This is a genomic window from Cytobacillus oceanisediminis 2691 (assembly GCF_000294775.2).
Lineage (GTDB): Bacteria > Bacillota > Bacilli > Bacillales > Cytobacillaceae > Cytobacillus > Cytobacillus pseudoceanisediminis.
Genome location: NZ_CP015506.1, coordinates 1,636,940 through 1,663,879 on the forward strand (window position 1 = coordinate 1,636,940; position 26,940 = coordinate 1,663,879).

26 protein-coding genes, 1 tRNA gene, 1 pseudogene and 1 riboswitch are annotated in these 26,940 nt (G+C 38.4%); of the genes and pseudogenes, 23 read left to right on the plus strand and 5 right to left on the minus strand.

What is annotated here, in order from left to right:
• Window positions 1-74 precede the first annotated feature (74 nt).
• From A361_RS08355 to A361_RS08365, 3 genes are all read left to right on the plus strand, one after another.
• Complete coding sequence (locus tag A361_RS08355) at window positions 75-350, plus strand: hemolysin XhlA family protein (RefSeq protein ID WP_019381617.1); 276 nt, start codon at window positions 75-77, stop codon at window positions 348-350.
• Between the two features lie 2 nt (window positions 351-352).
• The gene (locus tag A361_RS08360) at window positions 353-619 is read left to right on the plus strand and encodes a phage holin (RefSeq protein ID WP_026041693.1); all 267 of its coding nucleotides are present in this window, start codon (window positions 353-355) and stop codon (window positions 617-619) included.
• A gap of 121 nt (window positions 620-740) precedes the next feature.
• On the plus strand, window positions 741-1,430 hold the full coding sequence (locus tag A361_RS08365; protein WP_019381619.1) for an N-acetylmuramoyl-L-alanine amidase: 690 nt from the start codon (window positions 741-743) through the stop codon (window positions 1,428-1,430).
• A gap of 465 nt (window positions 1,431-1,895) precedes the next feature.
• Here A361_RS08365 and A361_RS31445 read toward each other — a convergent pair.
• A pseudogene (locus A361_RS31445) lies at window positions 1,896-1,991 on the minus strand (hypothetical protein); the annotation flags it as partial.
• A gap of 422 nt (window positions 1,992-2,413) precedes the next feature.
• Window positions 2,414-3,064 (minus strand): helix-turn-helix transcriptional regulator, encoded by a 651-nt coding sequence (locus tag A361_RS08375; protein ID WP_019381621.1) that lies wholly within the window; start codon window positions 3,062-3,064, stop codon window positions 2,414-2,416.
• A gap of 372 nt (window positions 3,065-3,436) precedes the next feature.
• Between A361_RS08375 and A361_RS08380 the strand changes: the two genes are divergently transcribed.
• The 6 genes from A361_RS08380 (at window position 3,437) to A361_RS08405 (ending at window position 9,879) form a co-directional block, all read left to right on the plus strand.
• Window positions 3,437-4,543 (plus strand): D-TA family PLP-dependent enzyme, encoded by a 1,107-nt coding sequence (locus A361_RS08380; protein WP_019381622.1) that lies wholly within the window; start codon window positions 3,437-3,439, stop codon window positions 4,541-4,543.
• A gap of 101 nt (window positions 4,544-4,644) precedes the next feature.
• Window positions 4,645-5,661: an ornithine cyclodeaminase family protein gene (locus A361_RS08385; protein ID WP_019381623.1), complete on the plus strand. Its 1,017-nt coding sequence runs from the start codon at window positions 4,645-4,647 to the stop codon at window positions 5,659-5,661.
• A 147-nt stretch (window positions 5,662-5,808) separates the two neighbouring features.
• A complete protein-coding gene (locus A361_RS08390) occupies window positions 5,809-6,183 on the plus strand; it encodes a RidA family protein (protein WP_019381624.1) in 375 nt (124 codons plus the stop codon).
• A 64-nt stretch (window positions 6,184-6,247) separates the two neighbouring features.
• The gene (locus tag A361_RS08395; RefSeq protein ID WP_019381625.1) at window positions 6,248-7,351 is read left to right on the plus strand and encodes a threonine synthase; all 1,104 of its coding nucleotides are present in this window, start codon (window positions 6,248-6,250) and stop codon (window positions 7,349-7,351) included.
• Between the two features lie 46 nt (window positions 7,352-7,397).
• On the plus strand, window positions 7,398-8,393 hold the full coding sequence (locus tag A361_RS08400; protein ID WP_019381626.1) for a type II asparaginase: 996 nt from the start codon (window positions 7,398-7,400) through the stop codon (window positions 8,391-8,393).
• A gap of 229 nt (window positions 8,394-8,622) precedes the next feature.
• Window positions 8,623-9,879, plus strand: coding sequence for an amidohydrolase (locus tag A361_RS08405; RefSeq protein WP_019381627.1), 1,257 nt, complete (start codon window positions 8,623-8,625; stop codon window positions 9,877-9,879).
• 407 nt (window positions 9,880-10,286) lie between these two features.
• Here the strand turns inward: A361_RS08405 and A361_RS08410 are convergent.
• Window positions 10,287-10,360: transfer RNA gene (locus A361_RS08410), tRNA-Arg, on the minus strand.
• A gap of 254 nt (window positions 10,361-10,614) precedes the next feature.
• Window positions 10,615-11,655, minus strand: coding sequence for an acyltransferase family protein (locus A361_RS08415; RefSeq protein ID WP_019381628.1), 1,041 nt, complete (start codon window positions 11,653-11,655; stop codon window positions 10,615-10,617).
• A 507-nt stretch (window positions 11,656-12,162) separates the two neighbouring features.
• On the opposite strand from A361_RS08415, the gene A361_RS08420 reads away from it, so the two are divergent.
• From A361_RS08420 to A361_RS08435, 4 genes are all read left to right on the plus strand, one after another.
• On the plus strand, window positions 12,163-13,968 hold the full coding sequence (locus A361_RS08420; RefSeq protein WP_019381629.1) for a methyl-accepting chemotaxis protein: 1,806 nt from the start codon (window positions 12,163-12,165) through the stop codon (window positions 13,966-13,968).
• Window positions 13,969-14,133: 165 nt separating this feature from the next.
• Window positions 14,134-15,969 carry a PAS domain-containing sensor histidine kinase gene (locus tag A361_RS08425; protein WP_236888062.1) on the plus strand — a complete coding sequence of 612 codons (1,836 nt, stop codon included), beginning with the start codon at window positions 14,134-14,136 and terminating at the stop codon, window positions 15,967-15,969.
• The gene (locus A361_RS08430) at window positions 15,966-16,466 is read left to right on the plus strand and encodes a methylated-DNA--[protein]-cysteine S-methyltransferase (RefSeq protein WP_019381631.1); all 501 of its coding nucleotides are present in this window, start codon (window positions 15,966-15,968) and stop codon (window positions 16,464-16,466) included. Before A361_RS08425 ends, A361_RS08430 begins: the two co-directional genes overlap by 4 nt.
• A 124-nt stretch (window positions 16,467-16,590) precedes the next feature.
• The gene (locus A361_RS08435; protein WP_019381632.1) at window positions 16,591-17,172 is read left to right on the plus strand and encodes a metalloregulator ArsR/SmtB family transcription factor; all 582 of its coding nucleotides are present in this window, start codon (window positions 16,591-16,593) and stop codon (window positions 17,170-17,172) included.
• A gap of 36 nt (window positions 17,173-17,208) precedes the next feature.
• On the opposite strand, the gene A361_RS08440 is transcribed toward A361_RS08435, so the two are convergent.
• Window positions 17,209-17,994 (minus strand): carbon-nitrogen family hydrolase, encoded by a 786-nt coding sequence (locus tag A361_RS08440; protein WP_019381633.1) that lies wholly within the window; start codon window positions 17,992-17,994, stop codon window positions 17,209-17,211.
• Between the two features lie 143 nt (window positions 17,995-18,137).
• Between A361_RS08440 and A361_RS08445 the strand changes: the two genes are divergently transcribed.
• From A361_RS08445 to A361_RS08490, 10 genes are all read left to right on the plus strand, one after another.
• Entirely contained in the window at window positions 18,138-19,310 is a 1,173-nt protein-coding gene (locus tag A361_RS08445; RefSeq protein WP_019381634.1) for a pyridoxal phosphate-dependent aminotransferase, read from the plus strand.
• A gap of 92 nt (window positions 19,311-19,402) precedes the next feature.
• A riboswitch (SAM riboswitch) is annotated at window positions 19,403-19,506 on the plus strand.
• A gap of 86 nt (window positions 19,507-19,592) precedes the next feature.
• Window positions 19,593-20,825: a 2,3-diketo-5-methylthiopentyl-1-phosphate enolase gene (locus A361_RS08450; RefSeq protein WP_019381635.1), complete on the plus strand. Its 1,233-nt coding sequence runs from the start codon at window positions 19,593-19,595 to the stop codon at window positions 20,823-20,825.
• Window positions 20,818-21,480: a 2-hydroxy-3-keto-5-methylthiopentenyl-1-phosphate phosphatase gene (locus A361_RS08455; RefSeq protein ID WP_009331059.1), complete on the plus strand. Its 663-nt coding sequence runs from the start codon at window positions 20,818-20,820 to the stop codon at window positions 21,478-21,480. The genes A361_RS08450 and A361_RS08455 overlap by 8 nt, the downstream gene beginning before the upstream one ends.
• Entirely contained in the window at window positions 21,477-22,112 is a 636-nt protein-coding gene (locus tag A361_RS08460; RefSeq protein ID WP_009331057.1) for a methylthioribulose 1-phosphate dehydratase, read from the plus strand. The genes A361_RS08455 and A361_RS08460 overlap by 4 nt, the downstream gene beginning before the upstream one ends.
• Before the next feature lie 53 nt (window positions 22,113-22,165).
• On the plus strand, window positions 22,166-22,708 hold the full coding sequence (locus tag A361_RS08465) for a 1,2-dihydroxy-3-keto-5-methylthiopentene dioxygenase (RefSeq protein WP_009331055.1): 543 nt from the start codon (window positions 22,166-22,168) through the stop codon (window positions 22,706-22,708).
• 304 nt (window positions 22,709-23,012) lie between these two features.
• Window positions 23,013-23,246, plus strand: a complete 234-nt coding sequence (locus A361_RS08470) for an aspartyl-phosphate phosphatase Spo0E family protein (RefSeq protein ID WP_009331053.1) — start codon at window positions 23,013-23,015, stop codon at window positions 23,244-23,246.
• Window positions 23,247-23,496: 250 nt separating this feature from the next.
• Window positions 23,497-24,315, plus strand: coding sequence for an electron transfer flavoprotein subunit beta/FixA family protein (locus tag A361_RS08475; RefSeq protein ID WP_009331051.1), 819 nt, complete (start codon window positions 23,497-23,499; stop codon window positions 24,313-24,315).
• A gap of 24 nt (window positions 24,316-24,339) precedes the next feature.
• Window positions 24,340-25,365, plus strand: coding sequence for an electron transfer flavoprotein subunit alpha/FixB family protein (locus tag A361_RS08480; protein WP_019381637.1), 1,026 nt, complete (start codon window positions 24,340-24,342; stop codon window positions 25,363-25,365).
• The gene (locus A361_RS08485; RefSeq protein ID WP_019381638.1) at window positions 25,358-26,653 is read left to right on the plus strand and encodes an FAD-dependent oxidoreductase; all 1,296 of its coding nucleotides are present in this window, start codon (window positions 25,358-25,360) and stop codon (window positions 26,651-26,653) included. The genes A361_RS08480 and A361_RS08485 overlap by 8 nt, the downstream gene beginning before the upstream one ends.
• A complete protein-coding gene (locus A361_RS08490; RefSeq protein ID WP_019381639.1) occupies window positions 26,653-26,937 on the plus strand; it encodes a ferredoxin family protein in 285 nt (94 codons plus the stop codon). Before A361_RS08485 ends, A361_RS08490 begins: the two co-directional genes overlap by 1 nt.
• Window positions 26,938-26,940 lie beyond the last annotated feature (3 nt).

Sequence of the window (26,940 nt, forward strand, 5' to 3'; positions counted from 1 at the left end):
GAATATAAATTTTAGCCACTTAAGTCCATATAGCTGGACAAGCACAAGATATCCTTATATGGAGGTTGGTTATCTTGAAGGAGACGGTTAATGAAAATATGTACGACAAAGAAATTGCAGAAATAAAAGGGGATCTTAGAGATATTGAGAATCGGGTGAACAATCTTGAAAAAATTACAACTCGACAGGATCAACAAATTATTTCAATAAATGAAAAGCTAAATAAAATTGACGAAAATACAACATGGATAAAAAGAACAATTACAGCAGCCATTATCACTGCAATCAGTACTGGAATCATTGGGGGAGCGATTGCAATTTTTTATAATGTTTTAAGAGGGGGACAATGAACATGATCAACTGGAAGATTCGCTTTAAAAATCCTGTATTTCTAGCACAGTTATTTCTAGCTTTTTTTGCACCAATACTAGGATACTATGGTTTGACTGCACAGGACCTCACTACTTGGGGTTCTGTTTTTAATTTGCTGGTCGGAGCTTATTCTAATCCATATGTTTTACTGCTGATAGTGGTGAGTGTGTGGAATGCTTTAAATGATCCTACAACAAAAGGAATAGAGGATAGTCAACAAGCAAAACGCTATCAATGGCCTAAATAAGCTGCCCTTTTGGGTGGCTTTTCTTATTCCTTAAAGGGGGTGAGGGTCATGTGAGTTAAGGACAGCAGTACAAGCAGTTAATAGATTTGTGAATAAAAATATTATTAGAGGTGATTTAAATATGGTAAAACTTTTTATTGATCCAGGTCACGGCGGCACTGATCCAGGTGCAGTAGGAAATGGTCTTCAGGAAAAGAATTTAACACTTCAAATCGCTACACGTATAAAAGATATTCTAACCCTTGAATATGATAATATTTCCATCCGTATGAGCCGAACTGGAGATCAAACAGTATCTTTATCTGAGCGTACAAATGCTGCCAATGCATGGGGAGCTGATTACTTCTTGTCAGTTCATATTAATGCAGGCGGGGGAACAGGATATGAAGACTATGTTTATCCAGGAGTTGGAGCACCTACGTCCACCTACCAAAACAATATTCATGCTGAAGTAATTAAGTTGGTAGATTATTATGATCGCGGTAAAAAGCAGGCAAACTTCCATGTACTTCGTGAAACATTGATGCCTGCTTTGTTAACTGAAAATGGATTTATTGACAATGCCAATGATGCAACAAAGTTAAAATCAAGCACATTTATTGAAAATTTAGCCCGTGGACATGTTAATGGAATTGTGAAGAGCTTTAATCTTCCCAAGAAGAGTTCAGCGGTCTACCACACTGTTGTATCTGGAGATACTGTATATTCTTTAAGCAGAACCTATGGGAGCACAATCCAGCAGGTCCGGGATTGGAACAATCTTGATGCAGACTATACTATCTATGTTGGTCAGCGCTTACGTGTCAAATAATAAATAAACCCTTTTTCGATCGAGAGTGGTTATGGAAAATCAAGCCCATCATGGTTTAGCAATTGATGGATTAGTAGGCAGGAATATTTCGTGCAAAATAATCTAAAGGTCAGCCCAGGATGAACAATCCGGGGCATTATTTTTTTCATAAACAAAAAGTTCCACTTTGGAACAATCAAATTATTCAAGAACCCTTTGTGTTATTTTTAGCGTATTAGTTGTTTATAAAGGAGGAATGAAAGATTTTATATCTTTTATATATAGTTACTTGCCTGGCAGTTACAGTTTTCTTCAGCGTTCTGGTTTGGTATTTAATCTATATAGGTGCAGCTGGCGTCGCGGTTGTGGCTTCAATTATATGGTTTGGGTTCATTGTTGGGTTCTTGACAGAAAGAGAAAACAGGGAAAACGATAGGTCGCTTTTTAGCAATCAATATTAAAAACCCTACTCACTCGAGAGGGGCTTTAGTATATTACATCTTTAATTTTCTCCCCGGGTACTCCATAATATCTCGCCAACTTTTCAAGGTCCTCCAGTGAGGGATTAATTTTGTTACATTCGTAGTAACTGAGTTTTTAATATAGATCCCAGTAGCTTCTGCTACTTCTTTTTGAGTCTTGTTCTTTTCGAACCTTAACATTCTTAAATTGATACCTATACTTCCATACATGTTATCACCCAATAATTATTTCGGCAAGAATTACCTGACTTTAATCCAGCAGGCAATATAAAAAGCCCCATCCGAAGAAAGGGCTTATCTAGTCATAGCAACTTTACAGTTGCAAAACTCATTATAGAATATAAGTATTAAAACGGCAAAGCAGCCTTCAGGATTGATTTCCTTCACATTCTCAGTAATATCATTCTTAAATAGGGAAAAAAATTATCTATAAAATTAAAAGGCGTTTGGAAAATGAGGACATTTCCAAATGCCTTTTGTCTACACTGTAAACCAGTTATATAAAACTGGTTTTTTCATTTCTCAGTCAATTGTTTTTTTTATTTCATCCAAATAACTGTATACGGTAACTTTTGAAATACCAAGCTTTTCTGCCACTTTATCTACAGATCCTTTGATTAGAAATATCCCTTTCTCATCCATAAACTTGATTAATTTAATTTTTTCTTTTCTTTTTAACTCTTCGGTTCCGTAATTGGCAATAATGCGATCTATTAAATCGTCTGCAATTTCTACTACATTTTCCATAAGTTCCACATTTTCTTTTTCTTTTTCTTCCTCATCTTGTCCAATACCCATAAAATCATCTAGAAATTCCTTAAAATGAATCATGCTTTCCAAACTATAATTAACACAAAGTGCCCCAATAACTTTTTCGTTCGAATCTCTAATTAAAGCTGTAGATGATTTTATTTCCTTTCCATCGTCGGTACGTATTTTATAATTTGCCAAATAATCGTTCTCAAATTTACTAGATAGAAGCACTTGCTTCACTAGGTGATCGAAAGCCTGTCCAACTTTTCTTCCTGTTACATGATTATTAACAGCGTAAATCACTGAGTTTTGAGGAACGGTTAAGTCATGAATGACGACCTCACAATACCGTCCAAAGGTCTTTGCGATTAAATTAGCGATTGGGATGTACTTTTTTAATTCTTTATTATTGATATTCATAAGATGGTCCCTTCTTTTTAAACGATATCTATTTATTTGAATCATTTCTAACATGAAATATATATTTTTTTATATAAAAATCTTTATTGTGTTGACTTTTGTATAACTTTTTATATAATTTTAATAAATAATAATGATTTAGTTCTATTTTATATAATTTTTTATGTGTTTTCAATTTAAAATATATAAAAGTTTCTTTTCTTGAATTGAATAGTTAATCTCCTTTGTAATTTTTACAATTAACTTAAACTAATTACTACTTTGGTCATCGGTTAGTTGATAAAAAAGTTTTTTAAATCCTACCTACTCAATTGCAACCATGAAAATACTCACTCCACAAGCTTATCAAAAAAATAAAAAGGAGCCGATAAAATGAAATATGTTGAGTTAGATACACCAGCACTTTTAATTGATAGAGAAATAATGATGGATAATCTTCGCTTCATGCAAAATTACGCTAATGAACATAAAGTACATTTACGTCCACATACCAAAACTCATAAAATGCCTAAGCTTGCTAGATTACAAGAAGAATTAGGCGCAGTTGGAATTACAGTAGCAAAAGTCGGTGAGGCTGAAATTATGGCTAAAAACGGCTTGAAAAACATCTTTATTGCCAATGAGATTGTTGGAAAATCAAAAATTCAACGAATTAGAAAATTAGCTGAGACCATCGATATCTCGTTTGGTATAGATAATAGTTACCATGTAACTGAAATTGAAGAAGTATTCAAAGGAGCAGAGAAAAAAGCCCAGGTTCTAATTGAAATTGAAGTAGGAGAACAACGCTCAGGGATTATGGAAGAAAGTGATTTCAGAACATTATTAGAAAACGTAAAGGCTTGTAAACATGTTGAACTTAGAGGGATTTTTTCACATGATGGGCATTCCTATAAAGCTGAAAACATTGATGAATGTAAAGAGCTTTATCTTGAAAGTGTAAACCGAACCTTGCACTTTGCAAGAATAGCAGAAGAGATGGGAGTTAAACCTGAAGTAATAAGTATTGGCTCGACTCCTCCTTTCATGCTCAATTTCGAGATACCGGACGGGGTTACTGAAATTAGGCCTGGTACCTATATTTTAATGGATTCCTCACAGGCAAACGTTATTGGCACATATGAGCGATGTGCAGCATCGGTCCTTACAACAATCATCAGTAAACCTACTAATGAACGGGTGATTACAGATGTTGGGGCAAAAGGAATTACAGCCCAAACACGAAGCGAGGGACATACAACCACAAATGGTTTGGGGCGTATAAAGGAGTTTGAAGATGTCTATATTCACGGTGTTTTCGACGAACATGCGATCATTTACAATAGAGATTTCCGTAATCAAGTAAATATTGGAGATAAAGTACAAATTATCCCAAACCATATTTGTCCGGTTTGTAATTTATATGAAAAAGCTTATTTGCTTTCCAAAGGCGAAGTTGTTGAAGAAATCCCTATCGACTGCCGGGCAAAACTGCAGTAAATAATTTTGTATTCTCAGTTTCAATTATAAGATCTCTTATAGAGTTTGGACTGATTGAATCAGTTTATTCACAAATTTGATAATGGAAAGGATGAGTTACAATGATCGATTTAAGTGCAATGGGAAACACTGAGTTTCTACTTCTTAGTAGGTCTGAAATTGCCTCCATGATTTCATCTAATGATTACTTAACGGCAATGGAGAGTGCTTTTAGAAAACGGTCTGAAGGTCGAGCTCTAGTTCCAGGATTAATGCACGCGGATGTAGAAGACGGAGAATTTCATATTAAGAGTGGCGGACTTAAAATTGACAAGACGTATTTTGCGCTGAAAGCAAATGGCGGATTTTTCGGAAATTGCACCAAATTCGGCTTACCAAACATTATCGGATTGATTATACTGTTTGATGGTTCGAATGGGAGACCCTTATCCATCATGGACTCAACGGAAATCACCTCAAAGCGTACTGCTGCAACAACAGCAGTGGCAGCAAAATATCTTGCCCGTTCAGACTCATCAACAGTCACTATTTGTGGCAGTGGAAACCAAGCGAGAGTTCAGCTGAAGGCTCTTATGAATGTCATTTCTTCTATCTCTCAAGTATACGTATGGGGAACTAACCAGAACAAGATAGAAAAATTTTCGAAAGAAATGTCAGAGGAGCTTAAAGTGAACATTGAGGCTACTGATAATTTAGCCGATGTTGCACCTAAAAGCGATATTATTATTACTTGTACTTCTGCAAAAAAATTCTTTCTGCACGAAGAGTATGTTCGCCCTGGGACCTTCATTTCTGCAGTTGGTGCAGACAGCCCAGATAAACAAGAACTTGACCCGCAACTTTTGGCAAGTGGAAAACTAGTTGTGGATATTCTAGAACAATGTGCACATGTAGGAGAGCTCCATCATGCTATGGATGCAAATCTAATGTCTACTGGGGATGTTTATGGAGAATTTGGGGATATTGTTACTGGTAAAATTGATGGACGAACAAATTCTGAGGAAATTATTATTTTTGATACCACAGGTAGTGCGATTCAAGATACAGCTGCTGCAGTCGCTGTATATGAAAAAGCTATATCACTTGGCAGAGGAAAACTTTTAAATATTTACGAATAATATTTAATGGAAAATAAGAGCTTTAGTAGTTTCCAACATTAAAACTGTTTATAAGAAGGATCTGTTGAGAAGGTCGCATCTAAGTTAGGCATTTCCAAAGTAGTTATTTGGATGAAATCAAAAATAAGTCAAGTTAAGGGGAATCAAATGAAAAGCATCTTTGAAGTAGGAAATTTAAAATCTAATGGACACTATGCATTAGCAACAGTTCATCAGAACACTGTCTATGTATCAGGGCAATTTGCCATTAATCCAGAAACCGGTGAAAAGAAATTTGGCACAATCGAAGAAGAAACATTACAAGCACTTAAGAATGTGGAAATGATTGTAGAAGCAGCTGGAAGTAAAAAAGAGAAGATTTTGCGTATGACATTATATACTCCGGACGTGAAATTATGGGATAAAGTAGATGCTGTTTATAAGGAATTTTTCGGTGAACATAAACCAGCACGTACCGTTGTACCAACTAATCAATTACATTTTGGCTTCAAAATTGAAATTGATGCCATTGCATATATTTAGTCATATTTTTTTCCTGTTTTGTATGAAAAAATCTAGTTAATATCATTTAAAGGGTTGATTAACGATGAAACAATTTATTTGTAACAGTTGTGGGAAAAAGCATGATATTACACCAACTATATGGAAATGTGAATGTGGAGGAGTCTTAAACATAGTAAAAGATACCCCGAAAGTTGATATTAAAGCTTGGAATAACTATCCAAACTCATTATGGCGTTATTTTGAAACTATGCCATTCGCAAAAGATTCTAAGACATGGGAATCCGTGACAATGGGTGAAGGTCAATCACCATTAATCGTTCTAGATCCTATGGAGCCAAATACGTATGTAAAAGTTGATTATATGATGCCTACATTATCCTTTAAAGATCGAGGGGCCGTTGTTTTGATGACGAAGGCTAAAGAATTAGGGGTATCAAAGGTCATTGCTGATAGTAGTGGTAATGCAGGTACGGCGATTGCAGCTTATGCAGCACGTTGTAATATTGCCTGTGATATTTATTTAAGCGACGAAACATCCCCGAAAAAAATTGCTCAAGTAAAAGCTCATGGTGCAACGATTAAAGAAATTCGTGGTACACGAGAGGACATTGCAGCTGCTGCCCAAAAAGCAGTAAAAAATGAAAATGTATTTTACGCAAGTCATGTGTATAATCCATACTTTTATGAAGGAACAAAAACATATGCTTATGAAGTTTTTGAACAATTAAAAGGTGCGCCTGATGCATTAATAATTCCAGTTGGTAACGGTACACTTTTACTTGGTGCATATTATGGTTTTAAAGAGTTATTGGGAAATGGATTAATAGAAAGAATGCCGAAAATCATTGCTATCCAAGCAGCGAATTGTGCGCCTCTTGTAAATGCCTACAAACATGGTGAGGTAACAGCGAAACCTATTATGAACGAAGGTACTTTAGCGGAAGGGATCGCCATTGCAGCTCCAGCACGTTCAAAACAAATTTTAGAAGCTGTAGGGGAAACAAATGGTACATTTATTGAGATTCAAGAAGATGAGATTCTAAGAGCACGGGAGAAGCTTAGTGAAAAAGGTTTTTATGTTGAAGTGACATCAGCGACCAACTATGCCGGTTATTTAAAATATGGAAAAAAATCGGATGAAAAAATAATAATACCTCTTTGTGGTGCAGGTATAAAATCGAAATAAACCAAGAGGAGCTAGTTGGATGTAATAGAGAATATAGGAGAGAAGCATGAAAAGTAAGCCAACGATAAAAATTATTGGAACCGGTGGAACAATTGCAGGGGCTGGAACTTCGAGTACAATGACCACAGGCTATCAACCAGGAGCTTTGTCTATTGATGACTTATTAAAAGAAGTACCGGATTTAGTCAACATTGCAAATTTAAAAGTTGAACAATTGTTTAATATTGATAGTGTTGATATGACAACAGAACGACTATTGACACTGAGTAAATATATCAATGACATATTATTAGATGAAGAAATAGATGGTGTTGTGATCACACATGGTACAGATACACTGGAAGAAACCGCCTATTTTTTACATTTAGTGATTAAAAGCCATAAACCAGTCGTGATTGTTGGAGCAGTAAGACCTGCAACAGCGATAAGTGCAGATGGTCCGTTGAATATCTACAATGGTGTAAAAGTTGCTTGTAATCAAGAAGCTCATGGAAAAGGTGTATTAGTTGTCCTTAATGACCGAATTGGTTCTGCACGTTATATCACTAAAATGAATGCTACAGCAGTCGATTCGTTTAAAGCTCTCGAACAAGGTTATATCGGATCAATTGTTGGTGGGAAAGTTTATTTTTATTATAAAGATATCACCTATCTTCATACGACTGAAACCATATTTGATGTTAGCTCCATTAGTAAGCTGCCTAAGGTTTCAATTATATATACTCATCAAGGAGATGAACGATATTTATACGACGCAGCCGTTCAAGCAGATACAAAGGGAATCATTGTAACTACTGCTGGGGGCTATACAATCTCTAAAGAAGCAGAGGCTGGAATTCATGATGCGATAAACAAAGGGGTTATCGTCATACGATCATCTCGACTCAATACGGGAATTGTTAGCCGTACTGATATGGATAATCAACACGCATATATCGTATCTGAATCATTAAATCCTCCAAAAGCAAGGATTCTTCTTATGCTAGCATTAAACTTAACAAATGATAAAAATGAGATTCAACAGTATTTTCATATATACTAATTTTTTGAGTGTCCCTTAGAAGAATGAAAAAAAAAGATTTGATTTTTCACGATTTCATTCAACGAATGATTTTTGAAGGAAGCGAAGATTCACGGTGTGAAAAAAATGGTGTAATGCCAGAAAGAATAAGGTGGATTATTATAAAAAGTTTGGTTTAAGAGACCAACTCCAGTTTTATAGGAGAGGGGAAATGCTAGAGTTCTAAAAAATTTAGTAGAGGAGATCAAAAATGGATATTATAGCTTTAAGGCGAGAGTTTCATATGCACCCTGAGGTTGGATTTACTGAATTTCGAACGGCTTCAAAGATAGTGGAGCTGTTAAACTCGCTTGGATATCATTTAATCTATGGGAGAGATGCAATGGACGGAGATTTTATGAGAGGAGTTCCATCCAATGCGGTTTTAGAGATGGCATATCAAAGGGCATTACTGGATGGTGCTAATCCGAATATACTTCAGAAAATGAAAGGTGGCTATACTACTGTAATTGGAGTTTTAAAAGGTATAAAACCGGGTCCTACCGTTGCATTTCGTTTTGATATGGATGCCTTGCCAATTGCAGAGAGTCAGGATGAGAACCATTATCCTAAAGTAAATGGTTTCCGTTCAAAATATGAAGGGAATATGCATGCTTGTGGGCATGATGGCCATACTGCCATAGGCTTGGGGCTCGCTGAAAAACTGGCGGATGGTCAGTTTGCTGGGACAATAAAGCTGATATTTCAGGCAGCAGAGGAAGGAGTTCGCGGAGCATATGCAATTGTACAGAAGGGGTTATTAGATGATGTGGATTATATGTTTTGTCATCATCTAGGTGCAGATGTTCCGACTGGTGAGTTCCATGGTGGTTCAACGCACTTCCTTTCCTCCACGAAAATGATAGCTCACTACTATGGTGTTGCTGCTCACGCAGGCGGTAATCCGGAAATGGGTAGAAATGCTTTGTTGGGTGCTAGTACCGCCTTATTAAATATACATGCTATCCCGCGCTTTAGTACAGGACCCACCCGAGTTAACGTAGGAATCTTAGAGGGTGGAACAGCAACTAATATCATTCCCCAATATGCAAAAATGAATATTGAGACTAGGGCTCTTACCGAAGAGGAGAATAAAGATTTGGAGGAGAGAGTTAGAAATATCATTACTCACAGTGCATCTATGCATGAGCTTGATCATCAAATTGAAGTTATTGGTGCCGCTATCCCAATTACCTGTGACAATGAACTGGTTGAGTTAACTATAGAAGAGGCAAAGCAAGCAGAAGGATTTACATCATTTGGAAATGGTGAAGGTAAAGGACTCGGGAGTGAAGATGCTAGCTTTATGATAAAACGAGTCCAAGATTTAGGGGGAAAAGGGACTTATATGATTGTAGGTTCCACTATACCCGCACCGCATCATAATCCAAAGTTTGATATTGAAGAAGAAATTCTTCCGCATGCAGTTGAATTGTTTAACCGAATTGCACGTCGAATATTAAAATAATTATTATTTGGATTTAGGTTATCGGTCACAAAGTGAATAATCATAACTTATTTGAAGTGTTTATCAGCATAAATTTGAGAAGTCCCGATTAATGTGATTCCTCTATTACACTTTTTTATGTTTAATATATTCATGTGTTATTGAAGATGAATGTAATTAACTAACGGATTCTTAACTTCAACATTAGCTGCTAATCAGGCAGCTTTTTCTTTTTAAACAACACTGATGTCTTAACCAACAACAGGGGCTTTAGTGGCCGATTAGAGGTATGAAATCATAAATAAAAATCGGTTCGACCCCAAACCGACCCCAAACTTGGTATTCTAAGGATTAGGAATAAACATATTGAATAAAATAAAAAGCGCAAAACCCTTGATATAAATGGGTTTTGCGCTTTTCTTTTGTAGCGTCCCAGGCGAGATTCGAACTCACGACCTACAGCTTAGGAGGCTGTCGCTCTATCCAGCTGAGCTACTGGGACATATTGGCGTAAGTATATTTTTTGTAGTGCAGATAAGACTGGTATATCCTGTTTTTTCCTCTGCAAGCCCAATACAAGGGAGCAAATGCGTCGAAACAGAGCTACAGGGATGTAATTCAGGGATGTTTACGCTTAGCTGAGCTACTGGGACAAAATAATATAACACAGTTATTTATTATAATCCCATAATCAAAAATGGTCAATAGTTATGACTAAAGTAAAAACCGGCCATTAATACATGACCGGTTTCTGTTCTAACTTGTAAGTTTTTTACGATAAAATCTGGCATATGCCTTTGATCTATCTTTTAGCTTCTTTAGCTGTGATGTTCTCAGTTCTATAATAGGCTGCGCAAATGAAGTAATCAGTTTGCTTGAGAGAAGCAAAGTCAGCAGCAGCGATATTCCGGCAAGCAGCAGGAAGTTTTCCGGTTTGCTGAAAAAGCCCTGTACATCACTTTCTCTGAATACCCGTACAAAGAATCCGTGAAGCAGATAGACATAAAGTGTATTTTTTCCTAAATCAGTAAAGAAATATTGTTTGCGGGGCACAAAAGCAAAGAAGCTAAATACCATTATCAAACTTAGGACATAAAAGCCCAATCTCGTTAAGACTGCCCCAATTGAAGCTGCCCCCATTTCAGTATATGGCTTTGAGCCAAGCAGCCACTTATAATCCACTTCAGGATAGAGGTAAAAGCCTATAAAGACTACAGCAAAGATTGCAAATGCACTAATTCTGAACTTTGGCTGGAATAGCGCATAGAAATGCTCCTTCTTTAAATAATAACCCAATAGGAATAAAGGAAAGAACACAAATGTTCTCGATAAACTTAAATAGTTTGAAATCCAATCGGCATATCCGACAGCAAGCCCAATGATAAAAGCAGCTGCCAGGGAATAAACCGCTTTATACTTTGCAAAGAATAAAAGCATGATATTCCAGCAAAACATGCTGATCAGGAACCATAAAGACCAATGCGGGTTAAAAGGATCCAACTCAAAGGTGCCTTTATTATATAAAAAATAATAGAAGATCGAATAAATAACCTGAAAAATAATATATGGCAGTATGAGCTTTTTTGCAATTTTCTTTATATAGCCTTTTTTATAAAAGCCTTTTGCAAAAAAACCGGATACCAGTATAAATGCTGGCATATGGAACGTGTAGATTACCTTATATAAAGTATAGATTGTTTCATTATCTTCAATAAAAGAGCGGAGTAAATGTCCGAAAACGACAAAGAAGATTAAAATAAACTTCGTGTTGTCGAAGTAATAGTCACGTTGTTTCATAAGTCCTCCTCTATTAAAGACCCCCATAAATACTCTTTCTTTCTTTACCCACTTTAACATGAAGCAAACTTCTTTTCTCGTGTAAATAGAAGGTTTAATTTCCAGAAAAAGTAAAAACTTCTAACTCTGAAAATGCTGTCATACTAATTAGAAATTACTGTTATACAAATAAATATTGCTTGTTACTTCATATATTATATGGCTTGAATGGATTTAATTTAAATCTGTTTCAAATTTTATTTAAAGAAAATCATTTTTGTCGCAGATAAAAGGGAGTAGTCCGATTAGTATGTCATGACTGATGCTGACGTGAGAAAATCAGGTTTTTTAAGGTAAGATTTTAAAGGGAATAGGTGCAGGGAAGGCTTTATTAAAATGAAAAATTGGAAAAATAATCTTCAAATGTCTTTTTTGTTCTATTATAATGAATTGAAAGAATAGTAAAAAAGAATTAGGTACATACTAGTTCAATTGTTCGCATCTGGTTCAATCATAAAGGGGGAAGTTATGTTGAAAGGGGTAAGAAAATTTATACCTGGCAATAAGGAAAGAAAAGAATCGTCCAGGTCAAAAAAGTTTAAAATAGGCAAGTATTTAAATAAAATGGCGAGCACGAAATGGTGGAGGAACCTGAAGCTTGGCCAGAAATATGGGGTTGCGCTTTTTGTGACCATTGGACTATTCACGGTTTCCACCGTTCTAACTTTCTTCTTGCTGACAATTGCCAATTCAAAACTGGAGACTGTTAAGGATTCTGGGGAAAAAGCCATTAAGATTACAGAATCAGCGGCCACTTTTCATCATAAAGGGAGCACGATTGGAAACTTTATCATTGACTCCAACCCCAAACATTTAAAAACATTTGATGAGCTGACAGAGGATTTTAATAAATTGAAAGAGGAAATTTCTCCGGAACTGAGCGATTCAAAATCAAAAACCCTTTTTAGGCAAATCGATGAAAATGATCAAAAAATCACCAGTTTATTTCATGATGTCATCGAGCCAGAAGTAAAACTGCAGCATGCAAGAGAATATAGGCTGGGGAAATTGCAGGCAGATAATATTATTTCTGAAACGGTTGATAAGTTAAATACCCTTGGCAGAATGATGAAGGAGGATCAGCAAAAGGCTGTGTCTTCTGCCAAATATGGTCTTATCCTTACTTTAATAGTACTTGGTATTTCAATCATCATTTCTGCTATCCTGGGAATCGCGAGCATCCTTTTTATTGGAAGTATAATTTCTAAAAAACTAACTGCCATTGTCCAATTCTCAAATGAAATTGCAGGAGGAAACCTCAATGCAAATTCAGTGGAATATGAAGGTGATGATGAAGTAGCACAGCTTAGCAGAGCCATGAACTCCATGAAAATAAAGCTGCAGACCATGATTCAGGAAATTAATGCAGTTTCTGGGTATGTGACAGAAAGAAGCGGAGAACTGAATATTGCTGCAAATGAAGTAAAAGCAGCCAGTCAGCAGGTGGCTTCAACCATGCAGGAACTGTCCGGAGGAGCCGAGGATCAGGCGGGTTCTGCAACGCGTTTATCTTTAATGATGGACGAGTACCTGGAAAAAGTGAAAGAAGCTTCATACAGCGGTAATGAAATAAAGAGTGCTTCCACAGAGGTGCTATCGCTTACTGAGAATGGAAACAAGCTAATGAAAGAATCCCAGGAACAAATGAGATTAATTAACCAAATAATGAAGTCTTCTGTTGACAAGGTAAATGGACTTGATGATCAGACAAAACAAATCTCCAGATTAGTTAAGGTTATAAAGGAAATTGCAGACCAGACCAACCTTCTGGCATTAAATGCAGCAATTGAAGCTGCCAGAGCCGGTGAGCATGGAAGAGGTTTTGCAGTAGTGGCAGATGAGGTGAGGAAACTGGCTGAGCAGGTATCATTCTCGGTTTCAGATATCACTAAGATTGTCGGGGGTATTCAAACGGAGTCAAACAGTGTGGCCACATCCCTTCAAACAGGCTATGTTCAAGTTGAAAAGGGAACCGGGCAAATTCAATTGACAGGACAAACATTTCAGAAAATTTATGAGGCAGTTAACTCAATGTCCAATAATGTCAGTGACATTTCCCGCAGCCTCGAGCAGGTATCCATTAATTCTGCCCATATGAACCAGTCCATTGGCAATATTGCCGCAGTGTCTGAGGAATCTGCGGCAGGCATCGAACAAACGAGTGCATCAATGGCTCAGACTAACCATTCAATGGAGGAAATCTCAGAAAATGCACAGTCCTTGTCGGAATTGGCAGAACAATTAAATGAGATGATTGCAAAATTCAAATTGTAAAATCCAGGCATACTCTCTACACAGGGTATGCCTTGTCCTTTCCCCAGACATTTGAGATGAAAAATTAATAAGACAGTTTTCTCGGAGATTTAAAGGTTTTAGTCAGATATTGTAGAAATATTTAATTAATTGCATATCCCAATAGGAGGAAATAGAGTGGTCATTATGAATCAGGAAATCAGGAGACTCTATGCCAGGATTGAGACTTTGGAAAAGGAAAATAATATTTTGGCCAATAATCATTCACTTAAATATAATATATTCTCACGCTCAAATGATGGAATTTTAATTTTTGATAGCCAGGAGAGAATTGTTGATGTCAATCCATCATTTGCTGAAAGTATAAAGACTGATAAACAAGACCTGATCGGCAGGAGACTGTCTGATATCGTGCCGAAAAATAGACATTTCAAGCTTGAAAAGCAAAGGGAATTATTAAAGAAGAAGGAAAGTGTCAGGGGCATTCTGCCAATATATAACGGCAGAACGATAATAGAGTTTGATTTTACTACCAGCATCCTTAATGAGGACGGTCTTTATATGTGTATATTAAGAGATGTAACGAGTAAGCGGCTCCTCGAACGAAAAGTGAAAAAGAATGAAGAGCTGTATGCTGACCTATTTATTGAAGCCCTGGATGGAATCATTTTTTGGCGTGGAAATGGTGAGATCATTGATGCGAATGAAGCTGCTTGCCGAATTTTTGAATGTACTCATGATGAGCTTCTCAATAAAAAGATCAAAGATTTTGTATATGAAAAATCGGAAAGATACAAAAGCATTGTTAAAGAGATGTTCGTTAAGGGAAGCATACGGGATGAGCTAGTTTTTCTTATGCCAAATGGCCAGTTCAAATCTTTGGAGTTTACAGTGAAATTGAACTCCGTTGAAGGCTACCATATGACAATCTTCAGAAATGTCAGTGAGCGTCACGCTATGGAAAAAAGCTTGAGGGAAAGCGAACAAAAATTTCGCATGATATTTGAAGGTGCCCTTGAAGGGATTCTGCTCTGGAACAATCAGTTTGAAATAGTCGATATTAATCAATCAGGTCAGAGAATGCTCCAGATGACAAAAAAGGAGCTTATTGGTGTTTCGCTGCATAGTATTTTAAATGACTGCAATATAACCGATGATGAATTAAAGGAGCAGATAAAAAACATACACTCTGCGGGGCAATCAGACGGTAACCTTTCCATTACTCTGAAATCAGGCAGAAAGAAATTTTTTGAGTTTTCCAACAAGCTGAATATTTTTTCTAATATCAGTATGACAACATTTAAAGACATTACTGAGAAGCTGGAAATGGAAGAACAGCTTCGGAAATCAGACACTTTGCATGTGATTGGAGAATTGGCAGCAGGGATTGCCCACGAGATAAGAAACCCCATGACAGCACTTAAAGGCTTTATACAGCTGCTGGAGGACAGTGTGAAGGAAGATCATACTATGTATTTCAATGTGATTACCACTGAGCTTAGCAGGATTGATTCAATTATTAATGAATTTCTCATACTTGCTAAGCCTCAAGCTGTCAAATTTGTGGAAAAAGACATATCTCAAATCATGAAGGAAACAGTCGATCTCCTTAGTGCTCAGGCTGTGCTCCATAATGTTCAATTCAGGACTTATTATGAAAAGAATTTGCCCAATGTTTTCTGTGAATCCAATCAAATGAAAAAGGTCTTTATCAATATTATAAAAAATGCCATTGAAGTCATGCCTAAAGGTGGATATATTACTGTATCCATTCAGAAAGGGTTTGACCATAAAGTTCACATAACCATTAGGGACGAAGGGACAGGAATTCCTGCGCATAAAATAAAAAAGCTTGGTGAACCTTTTTATACTACAAAGGAAAGAGGCACTGGACTTGGCTTAATGGTTACATATAAAATTATTGAAGAACACAAGGGAACAATTGAAGTGGAAAGCAAATTGGGGGAAGGAACTGTATTCCACATCCATTTGCCCTATTCTTTAAAGGCGGGAATGAAATGAAAGGCAGAGTTTATTCTAAAACATACACACCGGCAGGAGACATTTACATTGTCATTGAGAATGGAATCCTTTCGGCTTTATACATTGGGGAAGAAGATTTTCTCGAAGGGGAAGACGTTTTATCATTGAAATTGGATCCCTCCGACTCTTTAATTAAAAGGTGTACAAATCAGCTTGAGGAATACTTTGAAGGGCATAGGAAAGAGTTTGACATCCCCATAGAACCTCATGGCACTGAATTTCAAAAGGCAGTCTGGAAAGAGCTGTGCCTAATCCCATTTGGAGAGACAAGAAGTTATCAGGACATTGCTTTTAAAATAGGGAGAGAAAAAGCAGTGCGTGCCATTGGTCAGGCAAACAAGGCCAATCGCCTTCCGATCATTATTCCATGCCATCGCGTGATTGGAAAAAATAAATCGTTAACGGGTTATGCAGGAAACAGGACTGAAATTAAAGAAGTACTGCTAGCACTCGAAGGGTCTAATTATATAAAATAGCTCAATCTTAACAATCACCTCTTAGGTGATTTTTTTATGGGGGTATTATATATATGGTTGACTGAATGAGTGGGATTCGATTATCATCTAATTAGATATCGATCGAAATGAGGGCGCTGAAAATATGCAATTAAATCGTTTAGTAGCTTTTTATAAGACAATGGGAGACCCAACCAGAATCAGGATTGTTTTTCTCCTTGCCAAAGGTCCTTTGCATGGACAGGCGATAGCGGGGAAGCTTGGTTTAACTCCGCCAACCATTACTCATCATTTAAATAAACTGAGGGAAATAAACCTTGTTTATCAGAGAAGAGATAAAAATACTGTTTATTTTTATTTAAATGAATCCGTACTGAAACATCAATCAGGTGTTCTTGCAAAATTGGCAGATAAAGAGGAGGTTAAGAAAATGGAAGAACAAAATATAGAAAGCCAGAAGGTTATTGAAAATTTCTTTACCAAAGAAGGAAAGCTGAAGAATATTCCTGCACAGAGGAAGAAGAGACTCATGGTTTTTGAGCATCTAATCAAAGGATTGAAAATGGGGAAAAAATATGAAGAAAAAGAGCTTAACGAATATATTCAACAGTATCATGAAGACTATGCTACGATACGCAGAGAATTTATTATAAATCATTATATGTACAGGGAAAATGGCATTTATGAATTAAACCCTCCGGAAATGTGGGCGAAAATAGAAGGGTAAAGCAAGGCAGGGCCCCAGTTAGGGCCCTGCATGCCTTCAATAGTAATAATCCGGTTTGCGATCGGTAAAAATCGGAATCATGCTGCGGACTTCTTTCACTTTATCCAGGTCTATCTCAGCATATAGGATTTCTTCCGTTTCAGAACCTTCTGCAAGCACTACTCCCCAAGGATCTATAATCATCGAATGGCCAGCAAAGACATTGTCAGGATCAGACCCGGAGCGGTTGCATGCAATTACATAGCACTGGTTTTCAATGGCACGCGCAATCAAAAGTGCCCGCCAATGTGCCAGCCGGGCCAATGGCCATTCAGCTACTACAAATAAAGCTTCAGCACCTTCCGCTGTATGGGTCCGCACCCACTCAGGAAAACGGATATCATAACAAATCATCCCTGCAAACTTCCTATTTTCCAGTGAAAAAACTCCCTTCGCTGTCCCTCCGTTCAGATAGAGATGTTCATTCATCAGCTTGAACAAGTGCAGCTTGCTGTATTCATGTATAAGGTCACCTTGGTTATCTACAATCAGCAGAGTGTTGTAAATGCCTTCGGGTGTTTTCTTTGCAATAGATCCGCCAATCATATGAACCCGATTGCTCTGTGCGGCCTTTTTCAAAAAGACTAGCGATGATTCTGCATCCTGGTCTGCAATTTCACCCAATCTGGTCAAGTCATAACCAGTCGTCCAAAGTTCCGGCAGCACAATAACATCCGGTTTATCCCTAAGCGCCTTTTTAATCATGATTTCGGCTGCTTTAAAATTATCCTCAGGTTTTCCAAATGCAATATCCATTTGCAAACAGGCAATCTTTAATTTCATAAAACTCCCCCGCAATCATCATATCCTTATGGTAAAATTAGTCCGATAGATGGAAATTTTCAAAATTTTACTTTACATCTTACCATTTACGTTATATCATTTGTGACTATATTTTCAATCTTTTTTTTAAGCAGGTGAACAATTTGGTAAATTATCCGCAATCAGATCTTTTGAAAAGTCTGCCTAAACAGTTTTTTGCATCTTTGACAGCCAAAGTGGGGAGAAAACTCCAACAAGGGCATGATGTCATCAATCTTGGACAGGGCAATCCTGACATGCCTACACCAGAGCATATTGTCAAGAGTCTTCAAAGTGCAGCCGATAATCCGCAAAACCATAAATATTCCCCTTTCCAGGGCTTCCCGTATTTAAAAAAGGCAGCTGCTGACTTTTATAAAAGGGAATTTAATGTTGAATTGGATCCTGAAACCGAAATAGCCATCCTTTTTGGTGGTAAAGCCGGACTGGTTGAAATCCCTCAATGCCTTTTAAACCCTGGGGACAGCGTATTGGTTCCGGACCCGGGATATCCTGATTATTGGTCAGGTGTTGCACTTGCCAAAGCAAAAATGGTGACAATGTCTCTAAGAGAAGAAAATAACTTCCTGCCAGTATACAGTGAATTGTCAGCAGACCAGCTTAATGCAGCAAAACTGATGTTCCTTAATTATCCAAATAATCCCACTGGAGCAGTGGCAAACAAGGACTTTTTTCAAGAAACAGTTGATTTGAGCAGAAGCCATGGTATTTGCATCGTCCATGATTTTGCATATGGAGGAATTGGCTTTGACGGCATAAAGCCTGAAAGCTTTCTTCAGGCAGAAGGGGCAAAAGAGGTCGGAATTGAAATTTATACACTTTCAAAAACATTTAATATGGCAGGCTGGAGAGTTGGATTTGCAGCTGGAAATGCAAGTGTCATCGCAGCACTGAACCTTATGCAGGATCATCTATACGTCAGCTTGTTTGGTGCTGTTCAGGAAGCTGCAGCAGCTGCTCTGTCAGGACCACAGGATTGTGTTAAAGAATTGAATTCCATATACGAATCCAGACGTAATACATTCATCTCTGGCCTCAGGGAAATCGGCTGGAATGTTCAAGCTCCTAAAGGCTCTTTTTTTGCATGGCTTAAGGTCCCTGAACAATTTACATCGGAAGAGTTTGCTGACTATCTCTTGGATAAAGCGCATATTGCGGTTGCACCAGGCATCGGATTTGGTGATTTTGGAGAAGGGTATGTGAGAGCGGGTTTACTGACATCTGAGGAGAGACTTAAAGAAGCAGTGGGCAGAATAAAAAAATTAAATTTATTTTAAATTTTTCTCATAATTCAATTGACAAAAATATTAAGCACTGTCATAATTCTAATTAAATTTTAATTCTAAATTAACTGAATACTCGTTTCGTTTTCTTATCAAGAGCAGGCGGAGGGACTAGCCCTATGAAGCCCGGCAACCGACTTATACATGAGCACGGTGCTAAATCTTGCAGCTTATAGCTGAAAGATAAGAAGATGTTAGATTGCTATCCTAACCTCTTCTTATTTGAAGAGGTTTTTTATTGTTTTCATTCTTTGATTTTTGAAAGGAAGAATATACATGAGTGAAATTATTGCAACGTATCTGGTTCATGATGAAAAACATAACCCGGAGAAAAAGGCCGAGGAGATCGCTTTAGGCTTAACGGTCGGGTCATGGACCCATTTGCCGGAACTAGAAAAACAGCAGCTGGAAAAGCATAAAGGCAGGGTCGTTTCTGTTGAAGACTATACTAAAGATGAAGAAAAAAAGGAAACAGCCGCAGTCATTAAGATTGCCTATCCAACTGTTAATTTCAGTCCTGATTTACCGGCAATATTAACAACAGTCTTTGGAAAACTATCATTGGATGGAAAGATTAAATTGTTAGATTTACAGTTTTCCAATGAACTTAAAAGCTTTTTTCCTGGGCCACGATTCGGGATTGACGGACTGAGGGAAAAACTGAATGTATATGATAGACCCCTTCTGATGAGCATCTTCAAAGGGGTGCTGGGCAAAGACATGGATTTTTTAACTTCGCAGCTGAGGGAACAGGCCCTTGGCGGCATCGACCTTGTAAAAGATGATGAAATTCTATTTGAAAACCGCCTTACACCTTTTGAAGCCCGGATAACCGAAGGCAAAGAAGTGCTAAGGCAGGTTTATGAGGAAACAGGCCACCGTACCCTATATGCTGTGAATTTAACAGGCAGGTCTTTTGATTTAAAAGATAAGGCAAGGAAAGCATCCAGACTTGGTGCAGATCTTCTTCTCTTCAACGTATTCTCGTATGGGCTCGATGTTTTGCAGTCATTAAGAGAAGATGATGAGATAGGGCTGCCTATCATGGCACATCCTGCAGTTAGTGGAGCTCTTTCTGCTTCAAGTGTTTATGGGATTTCCTATCCTTTGCTTTTAGGCAAACTCCTCAGGTATGCAGGCGCAGACTTGTCTCTATTCCCTTCACCTTATGGATCGGTTGCCCTTGAAAAAACTCTGGCCTTATCAATTGGGGATACCCTGACTAGGAATGATTTCTGCAAAAGAACCTTTCCGGTTCCATCAGCCGGCATCCATCCGGGTCTTGTACCTTTGCTTTTCGAAGACTTCGGAATAGACAGTGTAATTAATGCCGGAGGTGGCGTACATGGGCATCCGGATGGGGCAAGAGGAGGCGGTTTGGCATTCCGCCAGGCAATAGATTTAATTTTAAATGGGGCTTCTTTAACAGATGCTCCATCAAACTTCCCTGAATTAAAAAAAGCGATTGATCTGTGGGGGTACAAAGAGGTGGCTGTAAAGAATGGCTAAAGTGGCGGTATTTTGTGATTTTGATGGAACTATTACCGAAAACGATAACATCATTCATATCATGAAGCACTTTGCTCCTTCTCAATGGGAGGGGATAAAAAATCAAGTTCTGGGACAGGAAATTACCATTCAAGAAGGAGTAGGAAAGATGTTTTCCCTTCTGCCAAGCAGTCTGAAAGATGCTATCACCGATTTCATCTTAGAAAATGCAAGAGTAAGAGAGGGATTTCAGCCATTTATCGATTATCTGGAAAAAGAAAAAATACCGCTTTATATAGTCAGCGGAGGAATAGATTTTTTTGTGGCTCCTGTACTGGATAAGTATGGACCCTTTGAAGAGGTGTTCTGCAATAGTTCTGATTTTAGCGGCGATACAATTAATATCTTATGGCCCCATAGCTGCGATGAAAAATGCAATAAGAATTGCGGCTGCTGCAAGCCTTCTATTATGAGGAAACTGGTGGATGAGAACACCTTTAAAGTGGTGATCGGAGATTCAGTAACCGATCTGGAGGCTGCCAAACAGGCAGACTTTGTCATTGCCAGAGATCTGCTCCTGGAGAAAAGCAAAGAGATGAACCTAAATCATTCTGCCTTTGAAACATTCTATGATTGCATTGAGCTTTTAAAAAGATTAAATGAGGTGAGGGTATGAGCAGAGTTGGGGAAAAATGGAATGAGCTTGCAGATATTAAGGAAGAGCTTGCAGAAAGGGACTGGTTTATGGGAACAAGCGGAAATCTGGCCATTAAGGTCAGCTCACATCCCCTTCAATTCCTCGTAACAGCAAGCGGAAAGGATAAAAGGAAACGCACTGATGAAGACTTTCTCCTTGTTGATGAATATGGACACCCGGCAGGGGAAACACATTTAAAGCCTTCTGCTGAAACACTTCTGCATTCTGAGATATATCGAAGAACGAAAGCTGAATGCAGTCTTCATGTACATACTATTGACAATAATGTCATTTCAGAAATTTATGGTGATCAGGCGGCGGTTACATTTAAAGGGCAAGAGCTGATTAAAGCATTTGATAAGTGGGAGGAAGATGCTGTTCTCGAGATTCCGATTATTCCGAATCATGCGCATATTCCAACGCTGGCAAAGTGTTTTTCTTCCCATGTACATGAAGATTCAGGTGCCGTCTTGATAAGAAATCATGGAATTACAGTATGGGGCAGAACCTCCTTTGAGGCTAAAAAGATCCTTGAGGCTTCAGAGTTTCTGTTCCGTTATCAGTTAAGGCTCCTGGCATATAAGCCCGATCAGCTAATTAAAGTAGTTTAATATATGAACTGCTGTTATTAAATCATGCGAGAAAAAAATTATAATAGAGAGGAATGATTAGATTGGCATATATCGTACTGAAAAATTCAAAAAAAGAAATTAGGAATCAGGAAGAGGTTGCTGCTTTTCTGGAAAAGCAGGAGGTTATCTATGAGCAATGGGCAATAGATAAATTGCCTGAAAATCTGCAGGAAAAATATTTACTTTCCGATGATGAGAAACAAGAAATTCTGGCTGCATTTGCTGAAGAAATTAAGGATATTTCTGATCGAAGAGGATATAAGGCACAGGATGTAATTTCCCTTTCAGAGAATACGCCGAATTTAGAACAGCTTCTTCAGAATTTCCAGCAGGAGCATCATCATACAGATGATGAGGTGAGATTTATTGTCAGCGGTCATGGAGTCTTTATTATACAAGGAAAAGATGGAGAGTTCTTTGAAGTATTCCTGAATCCTGGCGATTTAATATCCGTACCCGAAAACATCCGTCATTATTTTACTCTTCAGGAGGATCGAAAAGTAGTAGCCATCCGGATTTTTGTTACCGCAGAAGGATGGGTGCCAATTTATGAAAAAAAGGAAGTTCATCAATAATTTAATGACCCACCCATTGCCCCCGGCATTGGGTTTTTATTTTCCTGCTATAACAATTGGATATTTTTTTAACATATTATGGTCTTGCGATTTTTTTATCAAATCCCGTTGATGCCACATAATAAATTTAGCAGAATGTGTCGAAACCCCATGAGGGCGAATTGAAATTGATGTCGATAAAAATAAATTCGGAAAAAGATTGTCTAATATTGCGAATCTATTTACATTTATAGAAATTCTTGTAATAATGCTTCAAGTAGACACATTTATATCGGATAAAGGGATAGGAGTAGGAGGAAGAAAGTTGCGCTATAAAAGAATACAGCTGCTGACTGAAATTCAGCAAAAAAGGGAAACAATGATAGAAACGGCCAAGAAAAATGGAATGGCGAGCCAGGAAACGGTTCGCTGCAGCCAGGAACTTGATCAATTAATTTTTGAATATCAATGCGTCGTTAAAAGAGAGAAGGAACAAAAGAAAAGAATGAGGATTTCCTTCCGGGAAATGATTCTCTTATGGAAGAAAGCTGTTGTATAATTTTAAAATTCCAAGCACATAGATTGAACATATAATAGGGAAGAAAAAAAAGGATCCGTTGAGGATTCTTTTTTTTAGTTGGCGCCAGTTCTCGCTTTTCTTAGTAATGAACTGCACAATTCTTATTAATTCTTCATAGCAGTACTATGCATGTATCGAGAATCATATCGTAATACAAAGCTTTTTTATCTATCTCTTAAAGCGAACTATACTTATAGAAGCTTTAAGTTTAGAGGGGGGAAAGTAAAAAATGCACATAGTAGTGTGTGTCAAGCAAGTGCCTGATACAAAAATTATTAAAATCAATCCCAAAACCAACACTCTTGACCGGCGCAGTGCACCTGCCATTTTAAATCCTTATGATGCCCATGCAGTACAGGAAGCAGTGAAAATAACAAAGACCATAGGAAAAGGCACCATTTCGGTTTTATCCATGGGACCTCCACAGGCTGTTGCTGTTATTAAGAAAAGCATCGAAATAGGAGCAGACCGCGGCTTTTTAATCTCAGACCGTGCATTTGCCGGCGCAGATACACTGGCAACAAGCTATGCTCTGTCTAAAGCATTGGAGCGTATTTCAAAAGATATGCCTGTGGATTTAATCATATGCGGAAAACATGCCATTGATGGAGATACCGGCCAGGTGGGACCAGGAATAGCAAGAAGGCTGGATATTCCGCCTGTTACAAATGTTATAGAGGTATCTGAACTTAATGAAGGTGAAAAAACGATACTGATCAAAAGGAAAATTACGAACGGATATGAATTAATACAAGCTCAAGTCCCTTGCCTGCTGACCGTTGAAAAAGAGATTAATAGCATAGAATACTCCCCTATGCCAAACATGATAAAAGCTGCCAGGTATGAGCCGGTTATCTGGTCTGTAAATGATCTTGAGGAAGTAGATCGTACACAGCTCGGGTTGAAAGGGTCTCCTACGATAGTGGGAAAAATGTTTACCCCTCCCAAGCCGGAAGGCGGAAAGAGGCTTGAAGGGAATGCGGAAGAACAGGTTAAGCAGCTGATGGAGCTGCTTAATGATAAGAAAGAGCTGTTTGTAAGCCGATAACGGGAATAATTAGGGGGGATTTACATGATGGATGAGTACCGGGGAGTGTGGGTATTCATAGAACAAAATGATGGGAAAATCGAAGGGGTTTCCCTTGAATTGCTCGGTGCAGGCAGAAAGCTGGCAGATAAGCTGGATGTGCCTCTTTCCGGTGTTCTGCTTGGATATGAAATAAAGTCTTTATGCCAGGAAGTGATCGCTTATGGAGCTGATCAGGTATATGTCATTGACCATGAAGTGATGAAAGATTACCGGACGGAGTCTTATATGAAGGCAGTAATCAATCTTGCAGAAAAATATAAACCTGAGATATTTCTCTATGGGGCCACTTCCAATGGTAAAGATTTGGCCAGTGCTGTTGCTACAGATCTTAGCACTGGATTGACTGCTGATACAACCATGCTGGATGTCGAAGTGGATAAAAGGCTGCTTGAAGCTAGCCGCCCGGCGTTTGGGGGAAATATAATGGCAACCATCCTTTGTAAAAAGCACCGGCCACAAATGGCTACTGTCCGTCCGAAGGTTATGAAAGCCCTGGAGCCAGATCCAGATAGACAGGGCCAGGTTATAGAAGAAGCGATTACCCTAAGTGAAGATGATATGCGCACAAAGGTAATTAAAATTGTGAAAGATGTCACAAAAAAAGTGAATTTAGCAGATGCGCATGTTGTTGTTGCGGGCGGAAAAGGAATGGGGGATCTTCAGAATTTCCAGCTGATCCATGACCTGGCTGATGCAATTGGAGCAACTGTAGGGGGCACAAGGGATGTAGTGGAGGCAGGATGGCTGCCGCATGAACAGCAGGTAGGGCAGACCGGAGAAACCATTACCCCAAAGGTCTATTTTGCTATTGGGATTTCAGGGGCAATCCAGCATGTCGTAGGCATGAAGAATTCAGAGTTCATTATTGCGATTAACAAGGATCCAGACGCACCTATATTTGATGTAGCAACCTACGGAATCGTGGGTGATGCACTTGAAATTGTGCCGAAGCTGATTAAAGAGTTAAAGGAAGCAAGGGAAAAAGGGGGTGAAATGAGTTATGTCTGAAAAGTTTGATGTCATCGTGGTGGGGGCAGGGCCTGCAGGAACTTCCTGTGCTTACACATGCGCCAAAAACGGTCTAAAAGTCCTTCAAATTGAAAGAGGAGAATATCCCGGCAGCAAAAATGTAATGGGTGGAGTTTTATACCGTAAGCAAATGGAGGAAATCATTCCAGAGTTTTGGAAAGAAGCACCGCTGGAGCGGCCTGTCGTAGAGCAGCGGTTTTGGATGATGGATAAAGAATCGACAGTGAGTTTTGGCTATAAAGGTCTTGAGTGGGGGAAGGAACCATATAATAATTTTACAGTACTCCGGGCGCCATTTGACCAATGGTTTGCAAAAAAAGGGGTTGAACAGGGCGTTCTATTAATAAATGAAACAGTCGTACTTGAGTGCCTGACTGAAAATGGAAAAGTGGTTGGTGTAAGAACTGACCGGCCGGATGGGGAGGTATATGCAGATGTAGTGGTTTTGGCAGATGGTGTAAATTCACTGCTGGCAAAACAGCTGGGCTACCATAAAGAATTTCGCCCTGATGAAGTGGCACTGACGGTAATGGAAGTCATTAATCTTTCTAAAGACAAAATTAATGACCGCTTTAACCTGGAAGACAACCAGGGCTGTACGATTGAAATATTCGGGGACTCCACGAAAGGCAATCTGGGAACTGCCTTTATTTACACCAATAAAGATAGTATTAATATTGGTGTGGGAACCACGCTGTCAAGTATGATTAAGGCGAAGCTTAAGCCTTATGACCTGCTGGATTATTTAAAAACACACCCTATGGTAAGACCCTTAATAGAAGGAGGAGAATCTGCCGAGTATCTGGCTCACTTGATTCCTGAAGGGGGCTACCATTCAGTGCCTAAAGTGGCCGGGGATGGTGTCCTTCTTGCAGGTGATGCTGCACAGCTGGTTAATGCCATACACCGCGAAGGCTCCAATATGGCAATGGCTTCCGGAACAATGGCTGCAGAAACCATCATTGATGCCAAAAAACGGGGTGACTTTAGCGAAACAAGCTTGAATCAGTACAGGGAAACACTTTACCAAAGCTTTATTATTAAAGACCTGGAAAAATATAAAGATGCAACTCACACGTTTGAACACTACCCTCAGTATTTTAAAGAATATGTTCCGATGCTTAACAGGGCAGCGAGCAAATTTTTTACAGTTGATGGAACTCCTAAGAAAGAAAAGCAAAAAGAAATTATGAAGAGCTTTACCAGTGAACGCGGGACCATTCGTGTGCTTCAAGACATGTACAGGGCATGGAAGGCGGTGAAATAATGTCAACGAAAACGATCGAAGAAAAGCAATATTTAGTTCGTTTTAAGGCAGACACCAAATCACATCTTACCGTATTGGATCATGATATCTGTATGACAAAATGCCCCGATAAAATATGCACTATTTTCTGCCCGGCTGAGGTGTATAAGTGGGAAGGATTGAGAATGCAGGTGGGTTATGAAGGATGCCATGAGTGCGGCAGCTGCAGGATTGGATGCCCATATCAGAATATTAAATGGGAATACCCAAAAGGCGGCCATGGTATAGTATTTAGGCTTGCATAAAGT